4 protein-coding genes are annotated in these 25515 nt (G+C 63.9%); all 4 read right to left on the bottom strand.

Features of this window, described 5'->3' with window-relative positions:
* Positions 1-64 precede the first annotated feature (64 nt).
* From ABIA48_RS23705 to ABIA48_RS23690, 4 genes are read right to left on the bottom strand one after another with little or no spacing between them, the layout of a single operon-like run.
* On the bottom strand, positions 65-11869 hold the full coding sequence (locus ABIA48_RS23705; protein WP_429491740.1) for an amino acid adenylation domain-containing protein: 11805 nt from the start codon (positions 11867-11869) through the stop codon (positions 65-67).
* On the bottom strand, positions 11866-14964 hold the full coding sequence (locus ABIA48_RS23700) for a non-ribosomal peptide synthetase (protein WP_429491738.1): 3099 nt from the start codon (positions 14962-14964) through the stop codon (positions 11866-11868). Before ABIA48_RS23700 ends, ABIA48_RS23705 begins: the two co-directional genes overlap by 4 nt.
* Positions 14965-14975: 11 nt before the next feature.
* Positions 14976-16034 (bottom strand): TauD/TfdA family dioxygenase, encoded by a 1059-nt coding sequence (locus tag ABIA48_RS23695; protein ID WP_429491736.1) that lies wholly within the window; start codon positions 16032-16034, stop codon positions 14976-14978.
* Positions 16035-16086: 52 nt separating this feature from the next.
* Entirely contained in the window at positions 16087-25320 is a 9234-nt protein-coding gene (locus ABIA48_RS23690) for an amino acid adenylation domain-containing protein (protein ID WP_429491734.1), read from the bottom strand.
* Positions 25321-25515: the final 195 nt, after the last annotated feature.

Raw genomic sequence — 25515 nt, 5'->3', positions numbered from 1 at the left:
CGCCCAATAAACGAACCGTGAGGACCGTTCATTAGAGCGAGCCTGTTTTTGTCGCGGGCAAGCCCTAGAGCTGCGGCACCACCTCCCGGCCAAGCAGCGCCACCACCGCATCCAGACACTCATCCTGTTGCAGGATATCGAAGTGGCCGGACGTCACTGTTTGCACCTTGCGCAACCGTGGTTGCTGTCGTTCGAGGGTCGCGCGTTCGGCCGTCGGGTTGCCATCGGCCCACCAGCAATGCAGCCCGGCTTGCGGAATCGGCAGGGTTTCGACCTGCCGGGACAGCGCCTTCAAGCGTGTGCTGACCATGAACGTCTGGGCTAACTCGTCGGCACCGAGCAGCGCGTAACCGCTGACCTGATCGCTTTCACCATCGATCACCGCACGAATGATTCGCGCCACGGCATCGTGGTCCCCCGCCGACTCGGTACTTAACGCCCGGGCGATCACCTCGCCATCCATGCCCAAGGTTGCACCGAGGAACTCGACCAGATCCACACGCCACTCATGCGCACTGGCGACGGCATTGGCCTGGGTCGGTACAAAACTGTCCACCAGACCGATGAACGCCACACGCTGACCCTGTTGTTCGAACAGGTGACTCACCATCAACGCCAACGCCCCGCCCAGCGACCAGCCCAACAGGTGGTACGGCCCTTGAGGCTGTTTGCCGCGAATAGCCTCGACGTAATCACGGGCCATCTGCGAAAGCGACGAGTCATGCCACTGCCGGTCGAGCAACATCCGGCATTGCACGCCGTACAACGTACGCTGACCTTCCAGACGCCGGGCCAATGGCTCGTAGTCGAACACCGTGCCGAAACCGGCGTGCAGGCAGAACAGCGGCGGTTGATCGTCCACCGCCTGATTGAGCAGCAACAGCGGTTGTGGACTCTGGCGCACGGGTTGCTCATCGACACCGGACAACCCGGCAATCGTCGGCTTGGCCATCATGTCGCGCAGTTTCAGCTGGAAGTCCGGCTGATTCAGGGCGCGCACTTTCGAGATCACCTTGAGGGTGCGCAGCGAATCACCGCCCAACTCGAAGAAGTTGTCGGTGATACCGACCTTCTCGATGCCCAGCACCTGTTGCCAGATGTCCGCCAGCGCCCATTCCAGCGGCGTGCGCGGGGCCACGTAGTCGCGGCCGGTGAAGGCCGGATCCGGCAGGGCCTTGCGGTCGAGCTTGCCGTTGGGCGTCAGCGGGAAGCGTGGCAGCACCACGACCTGCGTCGGCACCATGTAGTCGGGCAGGCTTTCGCGCAATGCCGCCTGGCAACGCGGGCCGAGGCCATCGTCTTGCGCCGCCACCACATAGCCCACCAGTTGCGGCCCCTGGCCGTTGTCCCGCACGACCACCAGCGCATCGTTGACCCCGGCCTGCTCGCGCAAGCGGGCTTCGATTTCGCCCAGTTCGATGCGGAAGCCGCGCACCTTGACCTGATGGTCGATGCGCCCGACGTAGTCGAACACGCCATCCTCGCGACGGCGCACCAGGTCACCGGTGCGGTACAGGCGCCCGCCTTCAGGGCTGAACGGATCGGCGACGAAGCGCTCGGCGCTCTGCCACGGATGACGATGGTAGCCGCGCGCGACACCCCGTCCGCCGATGTACAGCTCACCGACCATGCCCACCGGCAGCGGATTGAGGTCCATGTCCAGCACGTGCAGGCTGCGACTGCCGACGCGTTGGCCAATCGGCGCGTACATCGCCTGGCAATGGCCGTCGGCGGCGATTTTCCACAGCAGCGGCGTGACCACGGTTTCCGTCGGGCCGTAGCCGTTGACCAGGTATTGCGGCTTGAGCGTGTGCTTGACCCGCTCGAACGTGGCATCCGGCACCGCATCGCCACCGAAGCAATAGATGCGCACCGGCGGCGGATCCCCACCCTGCAGTTCGGCGTGCTCGGCCAGTTGCAGCAGGTACGCCGGCGGGAAGCAGGCGACGCTGATGCGCTGGCGGTGCAGCACGGCCAGGGTCTGTTCGGCGGTCCACAAGGTGTTGTCACGAATGACCAGGGTCGAGCCGCTGATCAGCGCGGTGATCCAGCGTTCATGGGCGCCATCGAAGGCGAATGACATGAAATGCAGTTCGCGATTGCCCGGGTCCATCTCGTACAGCTCGGCGATGGCCTGTACGTGCATGCTCAATGGTCCGTGAGCGACCGCGACGCTCTTCGGTTTGCCGGTCGAACCCGAGGTGTAGATCAGGTAGGCCAGTTGCTCGGCATGCACGGCGCGTTGCGGTGCCGGCACCTCGACGTCGAGATTCAATCGGTCCACCGCGACCATCGCCGTGCCCGGATTGAGTTGTGCGCTCTCGCACAGCCGCTCTTGGGTCAACAGCAAGCGCATGTCGCTGTCGGCCATCATGTAGCGCAGGCGTTCCTGCGGGTATTGCGGATCGAGCGGCACATACGCGGCGCCACACTTCATCACCGCCAGCAACGACACCACCAGCTCCAGCGAACGCTCCATGAACACGCCGATCACGTCCTCGGCCTGCACGCCTAGTTCCAGCAGATGCACCGCCAACGCATCGGAGCGCCGGTCCAGCTCGGCGTAGCTCAGGTGCTCGGCGTCGCGGTCGGCATGGCTGAGGACCAGCGCCGTGTGATCCGGTTGCAGGCGCGCACGCTGACGGATCAGCTCGTGCACCGGTGTCTCGTCACCGTCCGCCACCACTTGCGGTTCGCCGTCCAGCGCCCGGCCTTCGTCCAGGGTCAGCAGGCCCAGTTCGCCGACGGCACGCCCGGCGTCTTCACACAGGCGCTGCATCAGGCTTTCCATGTGGCTGCGCAGGGTTTCGACGGTCGCCAGATCGAACTGGTCGCGCTGGTGCATGTATTCGATGCGCAGCCCCTCGTCGAGGCTGACCATCAGGTCCATGGCGAAGCTGGTCAGGCCGAAGTCGGACACGTCTTCGAAGCGCAGCGGGTCGCCGTTCCATTCGCGCAGGGTGCGATCCACCGGCTGGTTTTCGAACACGATGATGCTGTCGAACAACGACTGTCCGCCCTGCCCGGCCCAGCGCTGGATATCACTGAGCGGGGTTTGCTGGAAGTCGCGGATCTCGAGGTTGCAGGCCTGGATTTCACGCAGCCAGTCACCGACGCTCACGTCGGTGGGTACCGTGTTGACCACCGGCAAGGTGTTGATGAACAGCCCGAGCATGTTCTCCGAGCCGTTGAGGGTTTCCGGACGCCCGGACACGGTGGCGCCGAACGTCACCGTGCGTTGGCCGGTGTAGCGCTGCAAGAGCAGCAACCACGCGGCTTGCACCAGGGTGTTGAGCGTCACCTGCTGTTGCTGGGCAAAGGCCTGCAATCGAGCAGTCTGACTCGCATCGAGGTGCGTGTAGATCGCGTGATAGCCGGTTTGCGGCGCCTTGACCGGCAACGCACGGGCCAAATGCGTGGCGCCTTCCAGATTGTGTAGCTTGCCCTTCCAGAACGCCTCGCTGGCCTCGGCGACTTGCTGGCCGAGCCAGTCGATATAGTCGCGATAGGCGGCCACCGGCTCCTGCGGGTCGCCGCTGTAATGACGCAACACTTCACCGATCAGGCGCGACACGCTCCAGCCGTCCATGAGGATGTGGTGGTAGGTCCAGATCAGGCGATAGCGGTCGTCTTCCAGACGCACCAGCAGCAGACGCAACAAGGGAGCGCGGTTCAGCGAGAAGCCGCGTTCGCGCTCCTCCATCGCCAGTTGGCGTACGCGCTCAGGCTGATCATCCAGCCCGCGCCAGTCCAGTTCGGTCAGCAGCGCAGGCGCATCGCGCCGCACCACTTGCAGCGGCTCCCTGTCGCCTTCCCAGAGGAATGCGGTGCGCAGAATCCCGTGACGCCGAGCGGCATCGGCCCAGGCCGCACGAAAACGCGCACCGTCAACACCGCGCACACCCACTTCGATCTGGTTGACGTACAGCCCCGAGTCGCCGTCCTGCACCGAGTGGAAGAGCATGCCTTGCTGCATCGGCGACAGCGGATAAACGTCCCCGACTTCGTCCGCCGTCAACTCCAGCGCCTGGTACTGCGCTGCACTCAGTTCGATTTTCGCTGCCGGTGCAACCACCGCCGGCACGGCTTGATCCGCCGCGAACGGTTGGGCGACCGTCGCCAGTTCGGCAATAGTCGGGTGACTGAACACATCCTTGGGCGAAATGCTCAAACCGGCCTTGCGTGCGCGGCTGACGGCCTGGATCGAGACGATGGAATCGCCGCCCAGTTCGAAGAAGTTGTCGTGCATGCCCACCTGCGGCACTTCGAACAACGCCTGCCACACCGCTTGCAACGTTGACTCCACGGGATTGCGCGGCGCGATGTATTCGCGCACTTGCTGGTCCGGCTGCGGCAATGCGCGGCGGTCGAGTTTGCCGTTGGGCGTCACCGGCAACTGATCGAGCAGCAGCATGTGGCTTGGCTGCATATGTTCGGGCAACGCGTTGCGCAGATGTTGCTTGAGTGACTCAACGTCGGCATCACCGATAACGTAAGCCACCAATTGCCTGGACTTACCAACGTCCTGGGCAATCACCACGGCTTCGCGCACCTGTGGATGTTCCAGCAGGCAGGCTTCGATTTCCCCCAGCTCGATGCGCAAGCCGCGGATCTTCACTTGATGGTCGATGCGGCCGACGTATTCGATCACGCCGTCCTCACGGTAGCGTGCGAGGTCGCCGGTACGGTACAGACGCTCACCCTGCTCACCGAACGGGCTGGCGACGAAACGCTCGGCGGTCAGGTCCGGACGGTTGTGATAACCACGGGCCAGGCCGATGCCGCCCAGATACAGCTCGCCCACACAACCTTGAACCTGCGGTTGCAGGCTGTCGTCGAGAATGCAGGTCACCAGGTTGGCAATCGGATAACCGATCGGCACGCTGAACCCGCCGTCATCGACACAGGTCCAGTGGGTCACGTCGATCGCCGCTTCGGTCGGACCGTACAGGTTGTACAGGCCAACGTTCGGCAAGACGCGGAACAGGCTGTGCTGCAAATCCGCCGATAACGCTTCGCCGCTGCACATGATCTGCCGCAGGCTGGCGCAACGCTCGAAGCCTTCGCCCTGGACAAACGCCTGCAACATCGACGGCACGAAATGCAGGGTACTGACCCGGTACTGCTCGATCAGACTGACCAGTTGCGCCGGATCGCGATGGGCACCCGGCTCGGCCACGGCCAACCGTGCGCCGGTCATCAGCGGCCAGAAGAACTCCCACACCGACACGTCGAAACTGAACGGGGTTTTCTGCAAGACAGTGTCGCGACCATCCAGCGGGTACGCGCCCTGCATCCACGCCAGACGGTTGTACAAGGCATCGTGACGGTTGGCCGCACCCTTGGGTTTGCCGGTGGAACCGGAGGTGTAGATCATGTAGGCCAGCGATTGCAGCTCGACCACGCAGGGCAGGTTTTCTTCGCTCTGGCCTTCGAGCAGCAGCGCCATGTCGTCCAGGCAGATCGCCGTGGTGGCGGCCGGGATCGGCAATTGCTGAAGCAGATGCCGCTGGGTCAGCAGCAGGTGTACGCCGCTGTCGTCGAACATGTGTTCCAGGCGTTCGCGCGGGTAGTCCGGATCCAGCGGCACGTAGGCGCCACCGGCCTTCATGATCGCCAGCAGACCGATCACCAGTTCCAGCGAGCGCTCGGCAGCAATGCCCACCAACACTTCGGCGCCCACACCCTGGCTGCGCAGCAGGTGCGCCAGGCGGTTGGCCTGTTGGTTGAGCTCGCGATAACTCAGGGTCCGGCCGGCAAACACCAGGGCCGGAGCCTCCGGGGTTTGCAGTACCTGAGCTTCGAAGCACTGATAGACCGGGCGCACCTCTGGCCAGACTTGTGCGGTGCGGTTGAAGCCTTCGACCTGCTGCATCGTTTGCGCGGCATCGAGCAGGCTCAAGCGCCCCAAAGGCTGTTGCGGCGCACTGACCATAGCGTCGAGTAACGCCAGCAGACGTGTGCTCAAACCTTCGATGGCCGTGGCGCTGAACAGCGCCGTGTCATAGTTGAAACGCAGCTCCAGGCATTCGCCCATCTCGGCGGCAATCGCCAGCGGGAAACTGGTCTGGTCATGGTGACGGATGCCGGAGAACTTCAGCGCGCTGCTGTTGCCCTCCTCCAACGCTTGCGCCACCGGGTAGTTTTCGAACACCAGCAGCGTGTCGAACAGCGCCTCGCCGGCATGACCGGCCCAGCGCTGCACGTCAGCCAGCGGCGTGTACTCGACTTCGCGCAACTTGAGGTTGAGCACCTGGACTTCATCGATCCATTGGCTGACCGTGCGCTCGGGGTGCGGCGTGGCGATCACCGGCAAGGTGTTGATGAACAAACCTATCTGCTGCTCGATCCCTTGCAACTCGCTCGGGCGACCCGACACCGTGGCGCCGAACGCCACCGTCTGTTGCCCGGTGTAGCGCTGCAACAGCAACAGCCATGCGGCTTGCAGCAGGGTGTTGGGCGTGACGCGGGCCTGACGGGCAAAGCCGCTCAGGCGTTCGGTGGCTGCGCGGTCCAGGTTCAGGTGCCGAGTGCGATGACCGCCACCCAGCCCCGCAACCGGCCCCGGCAAGGCACCGGCCAAACGTGTCGGTTCGGTGAACGCCCGCAATTGCTCCAGCCAGAACGCTTCGCACGCGGCACCGTCGCGAGTACCCAGCCAGCCCATGTAGTCGCGATAACGGCCAACGCCTGGCGCGGGCATGTTTCCGGAATACCGCTGCAGCACTTCGCCGAACAACTGCGAGGTACTCCAGCCGTCCAGCAGGATGTGGTGGTTGGTGAAGATCAGGTGATGGCTGTCACTGGCGGTCTGTACCAGAGTCAGGCGCAGCAATGGCGCCGCCGTCAGGTCGAAACCGCGCAGGCGATTTTCATCTGCCAATTGATCCAGAGCGTGGGACAAGCCCGTTTGATTGCGCCAGTCGAGCACGGTCAGCGGCAGCGTGGTGTCGGCCAGAATCACCTGCAGCGGCCGCGAGCCGTTGCTTTCGCTGAAAAATGCCGCGCGCAGGATTTCATGGCGCTCAAGCGTTTGCTGCCAGGCGTTGCGGAACGCCTCGACATCCAGGCCCTGCACATCCACGCGCATCTGCGGGACGTAGGCACCGGCATCCGGGGCAAACAGACTGTGGAACAACATGCCTTGCTGCATCGGCGACAACGGCAGGATGTCTTCGATCTGGCTGGTCGCCAATGGCAAGGCATCCAGCTGCGCCTGATCGACGCGCACCAGCGGCACATCGCTTGGGGTCAGGCCGCCGGCACCGCTGAGGCAATGTTCGATCAGCCGTTGCAGTTCGCTGGCGTAGGCATCGGCCAGGCGCTGCACGGTTTGCGCTTTGAACACTTCGCCACTGAAGGACCAGCTCAGGCGCAATTGCCCGGCGTAGACCTGGCCGTTGATGCTCAGGCCACGTTCCAGCGCGACCGATGCACCTTGCTCGGCGCCGCCGCTTTCCCGGGCCGGGCGCCACGGCGCCTGCTCGTCGAAACTGGCGTCGAACTGGCCCATGTAGTTGAAGGTGACTTGCGGTGATGGCAAGTCCTTGAGGCCAACGTCGGCCAGATACCGCAGGATGCCAAAGCCGATGCCTTTGTCCGGCACGGCGCGCAACTGTTCCTTGACCGCTTTGATGCTGCCGGTCAGATCGCTGGCCGGGGTGAGTTTCACCGGGAAAATCGAGGTGAACCAGCCGAGGGTTCGGGTCAGGTCGATGTCGTCGAACAGGTCTTCACGACCGTGACCCTCCAGCTTCACCAGAGTCGACGGCTGGCCGGTCCAGTTGCCCAGCACCCGCGCCAGTGCGGTCAGCAACAGGTCGTTGACCTGGGTGCGGTAAGCCGCCGGGGCGTCTTGCAGCAGTTGGCGGGTCAAGGTGCTGTCGAGCACGGTTTCCACGCTGATGGCGTGCTGGCTGGCCAGGCTGCCTTGTGGGTTGTCCGCCGGCAGTTGCAGCGTGACGTCGTGGTATTGGGCTTGCCAGTAAGCGGCTTGCTGCGCCAGCTCCGGGCTTTGCGCATGTCGTTGCAAACGTGCGGCCCAGGCCTGATAGGCGCTGGTCTTGGCCGGCAGGCGCAGCGGCTCGGCCCGACGTACCTGAGCGTAGGCGGCTTGCAAGTCTTCGAGCAGCAAACGCCAGGAAACACCGTCCACCGCCAGGTGATGCACCACCAGCAACAGGCGCTGGCCTGCCGTGCCCATGTCCACCAGCAAGGCACGCAGCAACGGGCCGTCCTGAAAATTCAGGCTCGCCTGTGCGGCATTGCACAGTTCAAGCAGTTCATCGGCATCGGCGGCTTGGCGCTGCCACAGTACATCGGCGCTACTCCATTGTTCGGCTTGCGCCTGTTGCCAGACACCATCGACCTGACGCAAACGCAGGCGCAATGCGTCGTGATGTTCCAGCAACGCCGCCAGCGCCTGTTGCAGGCAGCCGCTGTCCAGTGGCTCGCGCAGCTCCAGCAATACCGACTGGTTCCAATGATGACGGGCCTCGATGTTTTGTTCGAAGAACCAGTGCTGGATCGGCGTCAGCAACACTTCACCGCGCACCGGCCCCTGATCGATGACCAGCCCGGCGCTGCGCACAGCGACTTTCGCCAGGCTCTGCACGGTCTGGTGCTGGAACAGGTCGCGCGGGGTGATGCGAATCCCGGCCTGACGCGCACGGCTGACCACCTGGATCGAGATGATCGAGTCGCCGCCCAGCTCGAAGAAGTTGTCATCGATGCCTACACGCTCGAGCTTGAGCACGTCTTGCCAGATCGCCGCCAACTCGCTTTGCAGCTCATCCATCGGCGCCGTGTAAACCTGTTGCGCCAGCGCGGCGTCGGGCTTGGGCAGTGCGTTGCGATCAAGCTTGCCGTTGCTGGTCAACGGCCAATGATCAAGTTTGATCAGATGCGCCGGCACCATGTAGTCCGGCAAACCGCCCTGCAAATGTTCGCGCAGGGACTGACGCAAATCCTTGTCGTCGCTGGTAGCGGTGAACCACGCGACCAATTGCTGGCTGCCGTTGACCTCAGGCGCCAGCACCAATGCTTGCTCGATGGCCGGGTGGCTTTGCAGGCGATCCTGGATTTCCCCCAGTTCGATGCGAAAACCACGGATCTTCACCTGATGGTCGATACGCCCGGCGTATTCGATGCTGCCATCGGCGCAGTACCGCGCCAGATCGCCGGTGCGATACAGGCGCGCCCCCGACTCGGCGGCGAACAGGTCCGGCACAAAGCGCGTGGCGGTCAGATCGGCACGCTGGTGATACCCACGGGCCAGGCCGGCACCGCCGACGTACAGCTCACCGACGCAGCCCTTGGCCACCGGGTTCAGCCGCGGATCGAGCACGTACCAGCGCAAATCGCTGATCGGCTCGCCCAGGGGCGAGCTGTTGTTGCCATCGAGGTCGGCACGGGACAGCGCACGGTAGGTCACGTGCACGGTGGTTTCGGTGATGCCGTACATGTTGATCAGCAATGGCTGCCGGTCGTCGAAAGCGTCGTACCACGGCCGCAGGCTGGCCACGTCCAGTGCCTCGCCACCGAACACCACATAACGCAGGGCCATGTCTTGCGCGTTGGCGCAGGCGAACGGCATCAACTGGCGGAAGGCCGAAGGGGTCTGGTTGAGTACCGTGACGCCCTCATCGCTGAGCAAACGGGCGAAGTCTTCCGGGGAGCGGCTGACCGCGTGTGGCACTACCACCAGCTTGCCGCCGTAGAACAACGCGCCAAAGATTTCCCACACGGAAAAGTCGAAGGCATAGGAGTGGAACAGGCTCCAGACATCGTCCGCGTTGAAACCGAACCAGTGCCCGGTGGCGCTGAACAGGCGCGTCAGGTTGCTGTGGGGCAGCAGCGTGCCTTTGGGTTTGCCGGTGGAGCCGGAGGTGTAGATGACGTAGGCCAGGTTCGCTGGAACGGTCAGGTTCGGCAGGTTGTCGGCACTGGCCTCGGACAGCCAGTCGCTAGCGTGATCGAGGCAGATCACTTCAATGCCTTCGTTCAACGGCAGGCGCGGCATCAGAGTCGAAGCGGTCAGCAGCAGGCGCGTGCCGCTGTCGACGAGCATGTAGGCCAGGCGATCCTGCGGGTAATCCGGGTCCAGCGGCACATAGGCGCCACCGGCCTTGAGGACCGCCACCAGGCTGACGATCATCTCCAGCGAGCGCTCCAGAGCGATGCCCACCAACACGTCCGGGCCGACACCACGCTCGCGCAAGCGATGGGCGATGCGGTTGGCGCGGCTGTTCAGTTCGGCGTAAGTGAGGGTGATGCCGTCGCAGGTCACAGCGATGTTATTCGGGTGCGCAATGGCCTGGGCTTCGATCAACTGATGGGCACACAACGCGTTCACTTGGTCGCCGTTCAATAGCGCACTGCGGTTCCAGTCCAGCAACGTGGCCTGCTGCTCGACAGGGTCGAGCATGCTCAGGTCCGCCAAAGCCACGCGGCTGTCTGTGCAGATCGCCTGCAACAGGTTCAGCCAGTGTCGGCCAAGACGCTCGATGGTCGCGGCGTCGAACAGTTCGGTGGTGTAGACGAACGACGCGTGGATACCCTCGTCGTCTTCGACGGTATCGAGCATCAGGTCGAACTTGGTGGTCTTTTCATCCCAGATCAGCGGCTCGACGCTCAGCCCCGGCAAGTCCCAGCGTTGCGGGTCGCCAACGTCACGCTGGTGGTTGAACATCACCTGGAACAACGGCGTATGGCTAAGGCTGCGTTCCACGCCCAGGCCATCGACCAGTTGCTCGAACGGCAGGTCCTGATGGGCCTGCGCGCCGAGCGCCGCGGTCTTGACCTCGGCCAGCAATTGCACAAACGGCTGGTCCGCCCGGGGCTGGCTGCGCAGCACCTGGGTGTTGACGAAAAAGCCCAGCAGGTTTTCCACGTCCTGGCGGGTGCGGTTGGCAATCGGCACGCCGACACGGATGTCCTGTTCGCCGCTGTAACGATGCAACAATGTCTGCAATGCCGCCATCAGCAGCATGAACAGCGTACAGCCTTCGCGGCGGGCCAGTTCGCGCAGTTGAGCAGTCAACGCAGCGCAGACTTTCAGCTCGACACTGGCGCCCTGCTGGCTCGGGATCGCCGGACGACGACGGTCGGTCGGCAGGTTCAGTGGCGGGTGCTCGTTGCCCAACTGCCCGCGCCAGTAATCGAGCTGGCGCTCGGCCTCGCCGGCCTCCAGCCACAGACGCTGCCAGCGGGCGAAGTCGGCGTATTGAATGCCCGGCTCCGGTAGCTGCGGGGCCTGCCCGGCACGCAATTGTGCATAGAGTCGGGTGAACTCCTGCAACAGGATCGGCAGCGAGCCGCCATCGGTGACGATGTGGTGGAAGGTCAGCACCAGCACATGTTGCCGGGCATCGAGGCGGATCAACCGGCAACGCATCAACGGGCCGTGCTGCAGGTCGAACGGCTGCTCGGCGTTGAAGGCGATCTGGAGTTGCAGTGCGATGTCGTCGGCGGCAGTGACCTCGACTAGCGGGGTGTCCATCTGCGGGTGAATCTTTTGCAGCACTTGCTGTTCGTCGAAGACGAACGTGGTGCGCAGTACTTCATGCCGTTGCACCAGTGCAGCCAAGGTCTGCGCCAGCGCGTCGCGGTTCAGCTCACCGCTCAGTCGAAAAGCGCCGGTCAGGTTGTAGGCCGTCGCCTGGGGCTGCATCTGCCAGAGAAACCACAAGCGCTGCTGCGCGTAGGACGCCGGCAGCGTGTCGACGGCGCGGTCCCGTGGTGGAATCGGCAGCAGTTCCAGGGTCAGCCCCTGGGCGTGCATCTTTTGTTGCAGTGCTCGCCGGGCGTCTGCGCTCAAGTCGCAGAATCGCTGGGCCAGGGTCATCATTCTGTCCAGTGCAGCACTCATCGCGCGTGTTCCTCATCCACTTCGTCGAACAACGCTTCGAGGGCGTCTACATCGTTTTCCTGGTGTTCACTTTGCTGGCGGAACTGCTCGATTTGCGTCGCCAGGCGTTCCAGGGTGTCGCCGTCGAAAAACAGCTTGAGCGGGATCGCCAGGTTCAGTTCCTCCTGAATCCGCGCACGAATGCGCGTGGCCAACAGCGAGTGCCCGCCGAGTTCGAAGAAACTGTCGTGTACGCCAACGCGCTCCACGTGCAGCGCTTCGGCCCAGATCGCCGCCAGGGCTTTTTCCAGGTCGTTGCGCGGAGCAACGAAGGCACTGCGGCGCACGTCGAGATCGAGCAAGGCCTGGCGATTGAGTTTGCCGTTGGGCATCAGCGGGAAGCGCTCCAGCACCTGCAAGCGCGCCGGCTGCATGTGCTCGGGCAGCGCCTCGGCCAGATGGCTTCGCAACTCATTGAGGCGAACATCGGCGGTGTCGGCCGGGGACACCACGAAGCCCAGCAGTTGTGGGCCGGTCGGGGTTTCCCGGGCAATCACGGCGGCGTCTTCTATGCCCGGCGCGCTGCGCATGGCGGCTTCGATTTCGCCCAGTTCGATGCGGAAGCCACGGATTTTCACCTGATGGTCGACCCGGCCCAGATACTCCAGCACGCCATCGGCGCGATAGCGCGCCAGGTCACCGGTGCGGTACAGACGTTGGCCCGCCGACGCCGCGAACAGGTCGGGGACAAAACGTTCGGCCGTCAGCGTGGCACGCTGTAAGTAACCCCGGGCAATGCCGGCACCGCCGACGTAGAGTTCACCCTCGACGCCCACGGCCAGCGGTTGCAGGTCCGGACCGAGCACGTGAATGCGCATGCCGGCAATCGGCTGGCCGATCGGAATGCTGTCGGCGTCCTGACCGAGCGGCAACTCCCAGGCCGAGCACCACACCGTGCCTTCGGTCGGGCCGTATTCGTTGACCAGCGTCACCCCCGGCAACGCCTCGCGATGTCGCTGCACCAGTGCGTTGCTGCAGGCTTCGCCGGCGACGATCACACAGGCCAGCGCCTGGCGGTCGAGGTGTTCGAGAATCTGCGCGTGGTAGGACGGCAAGGTCAGATAGTGGGAAATCTCTTCGCGCTGGATCAACGCCGCCAGTTGCACCGGATCCTTGTAGCTGTCTTCGTCCGGCAGGCACAGGGTCGCGCCCTGCCCCAGCGCCCAGAAAACCCCGGCCACCGAGCTGTCGAAGGAGAACGACGAGAGCATCAGGAACGCGCGCAGCGGCTGGCGATAAAACCCAGTGCGCGCCAGGGTCGAGGCCACGGCGTTGGCATGGCTGATCATCACGCCCTTGGGTTTGCCGGTGGAACCGGAGGTGTAGATGACGTAGGCCAGATTGGCGCTGTCGCCCTGAGGCGCAGGTTCGGTTCGCGCGGCGGCCCAGACGTCGGCCCCCGGCATCAGGGAAATGATCCGCTCATGATGCAATGCGTCTGGCAGCGGCTGGCAGGCCAGCACGTGGCGTGCACCGGTATCGGCGAGCATGAACGCCAGACGCTCGATCGGGTAGTTCGGGTCCAGCGGCAAGTACGCGGCACCGGCCTTGAGCGTACCCAACAAGGCAATGACGATTTCCAGCGAGCGCTGGCCGTAGACCGCGACGATTTCATCCGCCGCCACACCTTGGGCGCGCAAGGTATTGGCCACCTGGTTGGAGAGCGCATCGAGTTCGGCATAGGTCAGGCGCTGGCCGCTGACACTCACGGCGGTGCGTTGCGGATGCAGGCGCGCCTGTTCGCTGAACAATTCCTGCAGGAAACGGCACGGCAATGCCTGGCCGGCAGCGTCCGGATTGAAGCCATCGATCAATCGGCTCAGTTGTGCGTCATTGACCAGACTCGCCTGAGCCAGGGTCAGTTCGGGCATCGCCAGCAATTGACGACTGAACTCGACAAACTGCTCCAGCCATTCGGCCAGCATCGACTCCGGCAGCGCACCATCGAGACACGACAGCTGCAACCGGTCGCCCTGAACACGCAGGCGCAGGACTTCGGGGTTGCCGTCGTCCACCTCGATACCGGCTTCGATGGCGGCCTGATAGACGAAGCCATAACGCAACGGCGCGCTGCCTTCGGCGCTCAGTTCGAATTCGTTGAGGCAGTCGAGCCAGGACAGCGACTGTTCGACGCTGGCGGTAAAGGACGTCAATGCCTGCGCCAAGGATTGATTGCCGCGGTGATCAAAGGCCACCGGCAAGCGCCGGGCAAATCGGCCCAGGGTCGCTGCGGTTTGCTCGTTGCGCCCCTCTACCTGCCAACCCATCAGCAATTTTTCTTGTTGGCCGATGCGGGCGACAAATGCGCTCCACAGCAGCAAGACCACCTGTTCGGCCTCGACACCGAGGTCGGCGGCGGACTGTTGCACACCGGCAAACCATTGCTTGTCGATGAGCACGGCCTGACGGCGAGCAAGGGAAACCTCGACGGCTTTTTCAAACGGCAAGCGATGGGCCACGGCGAATTGCTGTTGCAGGTTGCGCCAGAACGCCGCGCCTTGGTGGCCAATGTCTTGCTCACGCAGTTCTTCCTGCCACGCGGTGTAATCCAGGTATTGCAGCGCATCCTCGTCGTCGGCCAGGGTTTCGCCATGCAACAGGCTGGCGAGCTCGGCCGACAGTACACGTAACGAAACTTCATCGAAGCTGCATGCCGGGGTCAGCAGGGTGACGAAATGCTGCCCCGCCTCGCCTTCGACCTGCGCTACCGCCAGTGCGAGATTCGAATCTTCAACCATGACTTCGCGGCTGCGGCTCAAGGCCTCGGCCACCGAAGGCTGGTTGCCCGGCAACGTGAGCGGCAACCCATCGCACAGGCTCTGCACCGGCCACATCATGCCCGGCAAGCGGCGATACAGCGTGCGCAGGGTTTCATGGCGCTGACCGAGTGTTTCCACTGCCCTGCGCAGCGCCTGGGCATCCACCGGCCTGGCGACCGGCAACGTCAGTGCGGCGAACAGCGGTTGGCCGCCCAGCTCCTGGGCACGCAAATAAAAGGCCTGCTGGGCCGAAGTCTGGAATACGTCTACCGAAGGTTCGAGGGCGCTGGTGTTCATGTCGGGTGTCCTTATTCCTGATCCAGGTCGGCGCTTTTCTGCGCGATGGCCATGGCCGTGAGGATTTTTCTGTAGCCGGTGAATTCGTTGCGCGCATGCACGCTGAGGATATTGTCGAGCAGGACCACGTCGCCTTTCTCCCAGGCGAACTCGACCATCACCTCGCGGTAGATGCCTTGCAGGTGGCGAATCACCTCGTCGGGAATCGGCGAGCCGTCGCCGAAGAAAGTGTTTTGCGGCAGGTCTTGCGGAGCGAATTCACGCAGCAGGTTGTCGCGGATACTGTCCGGCAAAGTCAGCGCATTGAAGAACGTGCCGTGGTTGAACCAGATGCGCTCGCCGGTCAGCGGATGGCGGACGATGACCGGGCCGTTCTGCCGTGTGCGCAGGCGGTTACCGGACTTCCACTCGGCCTGGATACCGATTTTGGCGCAGTAGGCTTCGACCTCTGCGCGGTCCTCGCTCTGGAACACGGTCTGCCATGGCAACCCCATGCCATCGCCGTAATTGCGCACGTACATGATGCGTTTACGGGCAAACTCTTCGCGCACCGCCGGGTCGATTCGCGCGAGGATCCGGCGGGTATCGCCGAACGGCGTTTCACCGCCGGTGGTCGACGGCGTGTCGCAGTAGAAGTACAGGTGACGCGGGAACACCGGCGAATACGAGTGTTCGTTGTGCGGGAAGATTTTCTCCGGCGCCGGGTAATCGGTGGAGCTGTAGATCTTGAACTGACCGCTGATCTGGGTGCGTGGCGAGGCGCGGAACAGGTACTCCAGGGCACCGCCGGAAATCGCATCGACGCAGCGGTTGAACTCGCCGATATCGCCTACCTGAAAACCACGGAACAGAATTACCGCGTGCTCCAGCAGCTTGCTTTCGATCAGTGCGCGATTCTGGCTCGCCCATTCCACCAGGCTCACGCCGGACACAGCCGGACGGCACACCAGCGGCATGCTGTGGCCCTCGAACATCGGCGCAAAACTCACCAGCCGCGTCGGATCGGTGGACAGGCTCTTGCGGGCACCACGACCCAATTTGGGAATGGACCTGGTCGTTGAAACGCTCATAAACCCCTCCAGAAAATGTTGACGACGGCGCTGAAAAGCACCGCCGACTGAATCAGTCCGCCGTCGATTGCGCGGTTGGCACACCCCGGATCGCCGAGCGGCGCTTGATCGCCATCGCGCCGCCGAGCAAGGCCTTGCGTTGCTCGTTCAAGCGCACATCGGCACGGCGTTGCACATCGGCGGCCAGGTTCAGCAACTCGCCAACCTGCAACTCTTCGGCACTAATCAGCGTTTCGAGCACCGCCTGAATCTGTTCGAACAAGCACTCCAGCGTGCTCGGCAGGTACTGGCCGGCCGGTGTCTCGAAACTCAGGTGGATGTGCTGCGCATCGTTGTAGAACGCAGCGACCATGCCGATTTCGGCGGCCTGACGCCCGGACGGGAAGTCTTCGACCTGCAAACCTTCCATCGACGGCAGGCGACCAACGCCTTCCTGGTAAATCAGCTTGATGTCGAACAGCGGCGAACGTCCGGCCCGGCGCGGCAGGCGCAAGGCCTCCACCAGTCGCTCGAACGGCAGGTCCTGATGGTCCGAAGCCTCCAGCACCGCTCGGCGACAGGCGTCCAGCAATTGCTCCGCCGGCTGTCCGGCATCAACGTCGATTTGCAGTACTAATTGGTTAACGAAGAAGCCGACCATTTCTTCAAGCTCGGCTTGATTTCGGTTGGCGATATCGGTGCCGATGCGCACACGACTGACCTCGGTGCGCTGGCGCAAGATCAGGGTGAAACCGGCCAGCAGCAGCATGAACAGCGACAGATCGCGCTGTTGGGCAAAGTCGCGCAACTGCTGGCTGAGTTCGGCACTGAAGGTGAAATGCGCACTGGCACCTGCTTGCGCCGTGCGCCGGTCGCCATCGGCGGGCAACTCCAGCACGGCTTGCGGCTCAGCGAGGCGCTGCTGCCAGTAATCGAGCTGGCGTTGCAACTCGCCGCCCTGCTCCAGCCACTGGCGCTGCCATTTGGCGAAGTCGGCGTACTGCACGCCGTGCGCCGGCAGTTGCGGGGTCTGACCACGGCTGAGGGTTGGATACAGCGTGACGAATTCATTGATCAGGACGCGGAACGACCAGTCATCGGCGACGATGTGATGCACCGTCAACAACAGCACATGCTCGTCATCCGCGACCCGCAGCACCCGCACCCGCAGCAACGGGCCGTGGCGCAGGTCGAATGGCCGGGCGACTTCCTCGCGGGCCTGTTGTTGCGCTTCGACGTCCGGTGCCGGCAGATGCCGCAGGTCGCGGTCGACAAAACTCAGCGGCAGTTGCGGATGCACCTGCTGCCAGGTCTGGCCGTCCTCTTCGTAAAAGGTGGTGCGCAACACCGCGTGACGCTGCACCAGGGTTTCGAAGGTCTGGCGCAAGGCCGCCAGATTCATCTCGCCGCGCAAGCGCAAGGCACCCGGCATGTTGTACATCGAACTGTCCGGCTCCAGGTTCCACAGGAACCACAAACGCTGCTGGGCAAAGGACAACGGCTGGCGTTCGCCAGAGGTGTCCGCCACCAGCGCCGGGCGTTCACAGCGGTGTTGCAGCGTCTGCACCTGAGCGGCGAAATCCTCGAGGCGCGGGTGTTCGAACAGGCTGCGCAGGCTTACCGACAGGCCCAGGCGCTGGCGGATCTGCGAGACGATTTGCGTCGCCAGCAACGAATGCCCGCCCAGTTCGAAGAAGCTGTTTTCGCGGTCGACGCGACTGACCTGCAACACCTGCTGCCAGATCTGCGCCAGTTCGATTTCCAGTGCACCTTGGGGCGCGCTTCCAGCCTCGACCTCCCACAGTTGCGGAGCCGGCAGTGCGGCGCGGTCGAGTTTGCCGTTGCGGTTGAGCGGCAACGCGGCCAGCAACACCAGTTGTGCCGGGAGCATGTAATCCGGCAGGCGCTCGCCCAAGGCGCGGCGCACGGTGTCGGTGAGCTGGCGCGCATCAACGGCCAGCAGCCCGGCATTGGCCGGCACCACATAGCCGATCAACTGCTTGCCACCAACGCCTTCGTGCACCAGCACCGCAGCTTCGCTGATCATCGGCAGGCCTTGCAGGTGCGCTTCGAGTTCACCCAGTTCGACCCGGAAACCACGGATTTTCACCTGATGATCGATACGCCCCAGGTATTCCAGCGCACCGTCTTCACGATAGCGTGCCAGGTCGCCGCTGCGGTACAGCCGCGCCCCCGGCGTGGTGGAAAACGGATCGGCGATGAAGCGCTCGGCGCTCAACCCCGGACGTTGGTGATAACGCTGGGCAAGGCCGGCATCGCCGCCGATGCACAACTCGCCGACACAACCGGTCGGCAGCAGGTGCCCTTCACTGTCCAGCACATACAACGCACGCCCCGGCAATGCTTTGCCGATGGGCACGCCGACGTGGTTGCGGGTGTCGGCCAACGTGCATTCGTGGGTGCTGGACACCACCGTGGCTTCGGTCGGCCCGTAGGTGTTGAGCAAACGCACGTCGCCCAGACCGGCGGCATGCCACAACTTCAGGCCCTCCAGCGACATGGCCTCGCCGCCGACGTGGACCTGACGCAAGCGCCCTTTCTCACGCTGCGGTTGCGTCGCCCACTCCTGAGCCAGCAGGAACCAGTAGGCCGCCGGCAGGTCGGCCAGGGTTACGCCGTGCTCGATGATCTGGCGGTAGAGGGTGTCGGTGTCCCACAGCTCATCGCCGCGCATCACCAGCGCCGCACCCACGCACAGCGGTGGATAGCACTGTTCGACAAAGCCGTCGAAGCTGAAGGTGGCGAATTGCAGCACACGGTCTTGCGCAGTCAGTTGTGAATAGTCCGCCGCGATCACGCAGAACTCGCGCAGTGCAGCGTAGGCCAGGCACACGCCTTTCGGGCGTCCGGTGGAGCCGGAGGTGTAGATCAGATACGCGAGGTCTTCGGCGCTGGCGAGGTTCGTCAGGTTGTCGCTGGAATATCCGTCAGTGCCCGGCTCCAGCGCCAGGCGCGGCAAACCTTGCGGCAGCGCTACATCGGCGAGCAACCCCGGTTGCGCCAGCAGCAGATCCATGCGGCTGTCTTCGATCATGTAGGCCAGACGCTCGGCCGGGTAGTCCGGATCGAGCGGCACATAACCGGCGCCGGACTTGAGGATGGCCATCAGGCTGACGATCATCTGCGCATTGCGCCGCACCGACAGGCCCACCCGCTGCCCCGGCGCCACGCCGTGGGCGCGCAGGCGATGAGCGAGCCGGTTGGCTTGCGCATTGAGCTGGGCATAGGTCAGGCGCTCGTCGCCGACCATCACGGCCAACGCATCGGGCGTGCGTGCCGCTTGTTGCTCGAAACGCTGATGGACCAGCAGCGGGCTATCGATTTGCGGCGCAGGCGGACGGCAATACGCCAACACTTTTGCCTGGGCCTCGGGGTCCAGCAAGCTGACCGCGCCCAATGCCTGTTGTGGCTGTGCGACGAACTGCTCCAGCACCTGCAACAGGCTGGTGCCCAACTGGCTGATCTGCGCGGCACTGAATCTGGCCCGGTCGAAACTGAAATCCAGACGCAAGTCGGCACCGACTTCGATACCCAGGGTTAGCGGGTAGCTGGTGATTTCGTGATTGTGCAGCGCGCCGAAATTCAGGCCTGCCGGCGCCCCTCGCTTGAGGGCTTCGGCCACCGGGAAGTTCTCGAATACCAGCAGGCTGTCGAACAGCGCCCCCTGGTGCCCGGCCCAGCCCTGAACGTCGTACAGCGGCACGTGTTCGAACTCGCGCAGGCTCAGGTTCAGCGCTTGCAGGTCGTTGAGCCACTGGGCCACCGATTGCCCTGCCGGCGGTGCGGCAATGATAGGCAAGGTGTTGATGAACAGCCCCAACTGCTGCTCGATGCCCGGCAGCGGCGCGGAGCGTCCGGCCATGGTGGCGCCGAACGCCACGCAGGATTGGCCAGTGTAGCGCTGCAACAGCAGGCCCCAGGCGCCTTGCAGCAAGGTGTTGAGGGTGATTTTCTGCTGCCGGGCGAAATCGCCCAGGCGCTGTAGCGCGGCGCTCTCAAGGGTCAATTGATGTTCGCCCATGCCGCGTCCTTCGACAGGTGTCGGCAAGGCTTGCGCCAGCAGCGTCGGCGTCTCCAGTGGCGCCAGTGCTTGCTTCCAGAACTGCTCGGCGGCCAGCAACGGTTGCTGTTGAATCCAGCCCAGATAATCGCGGTATTGCCCCAACGGCCTGGTCAGCGTCTGGCCGGCATAGTGCTGGATCACTTCGCCGAGCAACTGCGCGTTGCTCCAGCCGTCCATGAGGATGTGATGGCTGGTGTAGATCAGGTGCCAGTCATCAGTGCTGCGGCGCACCAGCACCAGGCGGAACAACGGCGCGGCGCCAAGTTCGAAGCCGCGACTGCGCTCTTCGGCGGCCAGTGCATCGAGGTCAAGGTCAGCCGCTTCGATCACTTGCAGTTGCAGGTCGATCTGGCGATGAATCACCTGATGCGCGCACTCAAGCCCCAGCCAGTGGAAGCTGCTGCGCAGGATGTCGTGACGGTTGATCGCCGCTTGCCAGGCCCGGCCGAATACCGCCAATTCCAACCCCTGGATGTCCAGGCGCAATTGATTGATGTAGGCCTCGGCCTGGGGTTCGTACAGGGTGTGGAACAGCATGCCCTGCTGCATCGGCGTCAGCGGGTACACGTCCTCGATGGCTGGCGCGGCGACGGGCAAGGCGTCCAGTTGCCGCTGGGTGATGCGCGCCAGCGGGAAGTCCGACGGCGTGACCTGGCCTGGCGTTGTCGCGCAGCAATGCTCAATCAGCGCCTTGAGCTCTTCGGCGTAGGCATCGGCCAGTTGCTGCACTGTGGACTCGGCAAACATGTCGCGGCTGAAGCCCCATTGCAGCGAGAGCTGCCCGCCATAGACCTGGCCTTCCACGGTCAGCCAGTTGGCCAGCGGTGCATCATCGCCCTGAGCCTGGCCGCCGCTTTCCGGGGCCGGGACGAACAGCGCCGCGTCATCGAACTGACGGTCGAACTGCCCCAGGTAGTTGAAGGTGATGCGTGGTGCCGGCAAGTCTTGCAGCGATTGGCGCTGCGCCGGTTCACCGAGGTAGCGCAGCAGTCCATAGCCCAGGCCTTTGCCGGGGATGGCGCGCAGTTGTTCCTTGATCGACTTGATCGAATTCTCCGCCCCGGCCTCGGGTTGCAGGCGCAGCGGAAACAGACTGGTGAACCAGCCGACGGTGCGGCTCAGGTCGAGGTCGTCACCCAAGTCCTCGCGGCCATGGCCTTCGAGCTGGATCAGCGTCGAGCCCTGCCCGCTCCAGCGGCAGATAACCCGCGCCAACGCGGTGAGCAGCAGATCATTGACCTGGGTGCGATAGGCCGCCGGGGCCTGTTGCAGTAACTGGCGGGTCAGTTCGGCGTCCAGTTTCGATTCGATCTTGTGCCCGTGGCGCTGCTGCAAGCTGCCCTGCGGGTTATCACACGGCAGGTCCCGGGCATCCGCCAGTTGCGCCTGCCAGTACGACATTTGCCCAGACAAGGTGCCGGCATGCTGTTGCAGGTGCGTGGCCCAGGCTTGATAGGCGCTGGTTTTTTCGGGCAACGCCACTTGCCGGTAAGCCTGCTGCAAGTCTTCGAGCAACACCCGCCACGACACGCCGTCCACGGCCAGGTGATGGATCACCAGTAGCAGGCGCTGACTGCCGTCGTCGAGGCTGACCAGCAAGACGCGCAGCAGCGGCCCGTGCGCCAGATCGAGGCTGCGTTGCGCTTCATCGCACAGCGCGGTCAGGGCTTCGGCCGAAGACGCCCGACGCAACCACAATCCAACGGATTCGACCTGCGGCCCATGGTGTTGCCGCCAGCCTTCGGCACCGTCGATGAAGCGCAGGCGCAAGGCGTCGTGGTGGTTGATCACGGCGACCAGTGCCCGTTCCAACGCTTGCGGATCCAGCGCCTCCCGGGGTGTCAGCAGTAGCGACTGATTCCAGTGCTGACGCTGGGCGATGGCCTGTTCGAAGAAGTAATGCTGCGCCGGAGTCAGGATCACCTCGCCACTGACCGGGCCTTGATCGATAGTGCTGCGACTGTCGAACACCGCGACCAACGCCAGGCTGCGCACGGTCTGGTACTGGAACAGATCCCGCGGACTGAGGCGAATGCCCGCCTGGCGGGCGCGGCTGACCACCTGGATGGAAATGATCGAGTCGCCGCCGAGTTCGAAGAAATTGTCTTCGAGGCCCACACGTTCCGCGCCCAATACGTCCTGCCAGATCTGCGCCAGCGTGGCCTGCAGCGCATCTTGCGGTGCGACGAACGCCTGTTGCGGCGCGGCGTCCGGTGGCGGCAAAGCCTTGCGGTCGAGCTTGCCGTTGGCGGTCACCGGCAAGGCGTCCAGCGGCATCAGGTACGTGGGCACCATGTATTCCGGCAGGCTGCCGAGCAGCCAGGCCTTGAGGGTTTGCGGCCATTGCGCATCGGCGTCGGCGTTTTCCAGCACCAGATACGCCATCAGATGCTTGCCGCCCTGCACCAGCACCACGGCCTCGCGCACCAGGTCATGCTGCATCAGGCGGGTTTCGATCTCTCCCAGCTCGATGCGCAGGCCGCGCAATTTGACTTGATGGTCGAGGCGTCCGAGGTACTCGATCACGCCATCGGCACGCTGTCGCACGCGGTCGCCGGTGCGGTACAAACGCGTGCCATCGTGGAACGGACACGGTACGAAACGCTCGGCAGTGAGTGCCGGACGCCGGTGATAACTGCGTGCCAGCCCGGCGCCGCCGAGGTACAACTCCCCTGCCACGCCGGCCGGAACCGGAAGTAATTGCGCATCCAGCACATGGGTGCGCAGGTTGGCGATAGGCCGGCCGATGGGCACGCTGTCGACGCCTTCGTCGACGCAGGTCCAGTGGGTCACGTCGATGGCCGCCTCGGTCGGGCCGTACAGGTTGTACAACCCGGCACCCGGCAGTTTTTTGAACACCTGCAATTGCGCATCCAGCGGCAAGGCTTCACCACTGCAAGCAATGCGTTTAAGGCTGGTGCACGCCTCGACGCCCGGTTCGTGGATGAACGCCTGGAGCATCGACGGCACAAAGTGCAGCGTGCTGATGCCGTGGTCAGCGATCAGGCGGATCAACTGCGCCGGTTCCCGATGTGCGCCCGGTGGCGCCACCACCAGACGCGCGCCGGTCATCAGCGGCCAGAAGAACTCCCAGACCGACACGTCGAAACTGAACGGGGTTTTCTGCAACACCGAATCGCTGCCATCCAGCCCGTAAGCCTGCTGCATCCAGCACAATCGATTGACCAGCGCCGCGTGACTGTTGCCGGCACCCTTTGGCTTGCCGGTGGAACCGGAGGTGTAAATCACATAGGCCAGGTTCAACGGATGCACATCTACCGGCGGGCAGGTTTCGCTGTAGCCGTCGAGCCAGTCTTGCGCCTGGTCCAGGACGATGACCTTGACGCCGTCGGTGGGCAGCGCGCCGAGCAGGGTGCTTTGCGTGAGCAGCAGGCCAATCGCGCTGTCGTCGATCATGTAGGCCAGGCGTTCGGCCGGGTACTCCGGGTCCAGCGGTACGTAGGCGCCACCGGCCTTGTGAATGGCCAACAGGCCAATGACCATTTCCAGCGAACGCTCGACGCAGATCCCCACCAGCACATCCGGGCCAACACCCTGCCCGCGCAGATAATTGGCCAGTCGATTGGTGCAGGCATCGAGTTGCGCGTAGCTCAGCTGGTGCTCGCCAAACACCAGCGCCGGTGCCTCGGGCGTGCGTCGGGCCTGGGCCTGAATCAGCTGATGCAGGCACTGCTCGACGGGATAGACCTCGGCGGTGCGGTTCCAGTCCTGCACCAGCACCTGCTGCTCATCGGCGCTCAGCATCGGCAACTCGCCGATTTTTTGCGTCGAGTCGTCGACTAACGCCTGCAACAGGCGCGTCCAGTGCCGGGCCATGCGCGCGATGGTGTCGGCTTCGAACAGGTCGTTGGCGTAGGTCAGCGCGGCGTGCAGCTTGCCGCCCTTCTCCCAGGTGTCGAGGGTGAGGTCAAACTGGGTGGTGCGGCTTTGCCAGTCGATGCTGCCCAGCACCAGGCCGGAGGCGGTGCTGACCGACGCCATGTCGGCCACGTGCGGTTGGTGGTTGTACATCACCTGGAACAACGGCGTGTGACTGAGGCTGCGTTCCAGTTTCAACGCTTCAACCAGACGCTCGAACGGCAGGTCCTGATGGGCCTGGGCGCCAAGGGCGGTTTCTTTGATGGCGCGTAACAGATCGTCGACCCGGGTCTGGCCATCCAGCTGGGTACGCAGCACCTGGGTGTTGACGAAAAAACCGATCAGGCCTTCGATTTCCGCACGGTTGCGGTTGGCGATGGGCACGCCGACGCGAATGTCGGTTTGCCCGGTGTAGCGATGCAGCAACGCGTTGAAGGCGCCGAGCAATAGCATGAACAGGGTGATGTTGTGCTGCTGCGCGGTGCTGCGCAGTTGTTCGGCCAGTTGCGCTTCGACCGCGAATTCGTAGCGGTTGCCGCGATAGCTCGGCATGGCCGGGCGCGAATGATCCAGGGGCAATTCCAGCACCGGATGTTCATCGCCCAGTTGCGCCTGCCAGTACGCCAGTTGCCGCGTCTGCTCGCCCGCCTCCAGCCAGCGGCGCTGCCACAAGGCGTAGTCGCTGTACTGGATCGGCAAGGGTGCCAGCTGCGGTTGGGTGCCTGCATCGAAGGCGTCGTAGCCGCGGATGAACTCGTCGATCAGCACGTTCATCGACCAGCCGTCCGACACGATGTGGTGCAGGGTCAGCAACAGCACGTGCTGTTGTTCGGCAAGTTTGAGCAAGGTGACCCGCAGCAACGGGCCGGTCGCCAGATCGAATGGCAGCATCGATTGCTGCTCGGCGGTTTGCGCCACGGCCCGTTCGCGCTCCTCGGCGGGCAGTGCGCTGAAATCCACCTGTTCGATCAGCAACGGCGCCGTGGCAGGCACTTGCTGCAAGCTGTCGTCGACCTGACGCTGGAACACCGTGCGCAGGGTTTCATGCCGCGCCACGAGGCTGGCGAACGCCTGCTCCAGCGCCGACAGATTCAGGCACCCGGTCAGTCGCACCGCGCCCGGCAGGTTATAGGCGCCACTGTGCGGGTCCAGTTGCCAGAGGAACCACATGCGTTGCTGGGCGTACGACAACGCCTGGCGATCCTCGGCCCCGATGCCGGCCGGAATCGGAAAACGGGCGAAATCCACGCCCTCCCTGTCCAAGGCCGCAAGGAACATCTGGCGCTTTTCCAGGGACAACCCGATAAACCGGCGAGCAAGTTTCAAGGAGTCTTCAGCATTCATCTATCGGCATCCGCATCAGTAGGCAGGAGGCGCAAAGGCGCGTCGTCCCTATAAAACGAATGCAGGCGGGAAAAATTAGCGGATGGGAACAAGTATCAGGAGGGAGGGTAAAACACGAAAGACCGTGGTTGTTGCAGTTCAAAATGTGGGAGCGGGCTTGCTCGCGAAAGCGGTGTGTCAGTCACATGCATAGCG

It is taken from the genome of Pseudomonas sp. S30_BP2TU TE3576 (genome assembly GCF_050436025.1).
Lineage (GTDB): Bacteria > Pseudomonadota > Gammaproteobacteria > Pseudomonadales > Pseudomonadaceae > Aquipseudomonas.
The sequence above is the reverse complement of the archived record's forward strand: the minus strand, read 5'-3'. Positions and strand labels throughout refer to the sequence as shown.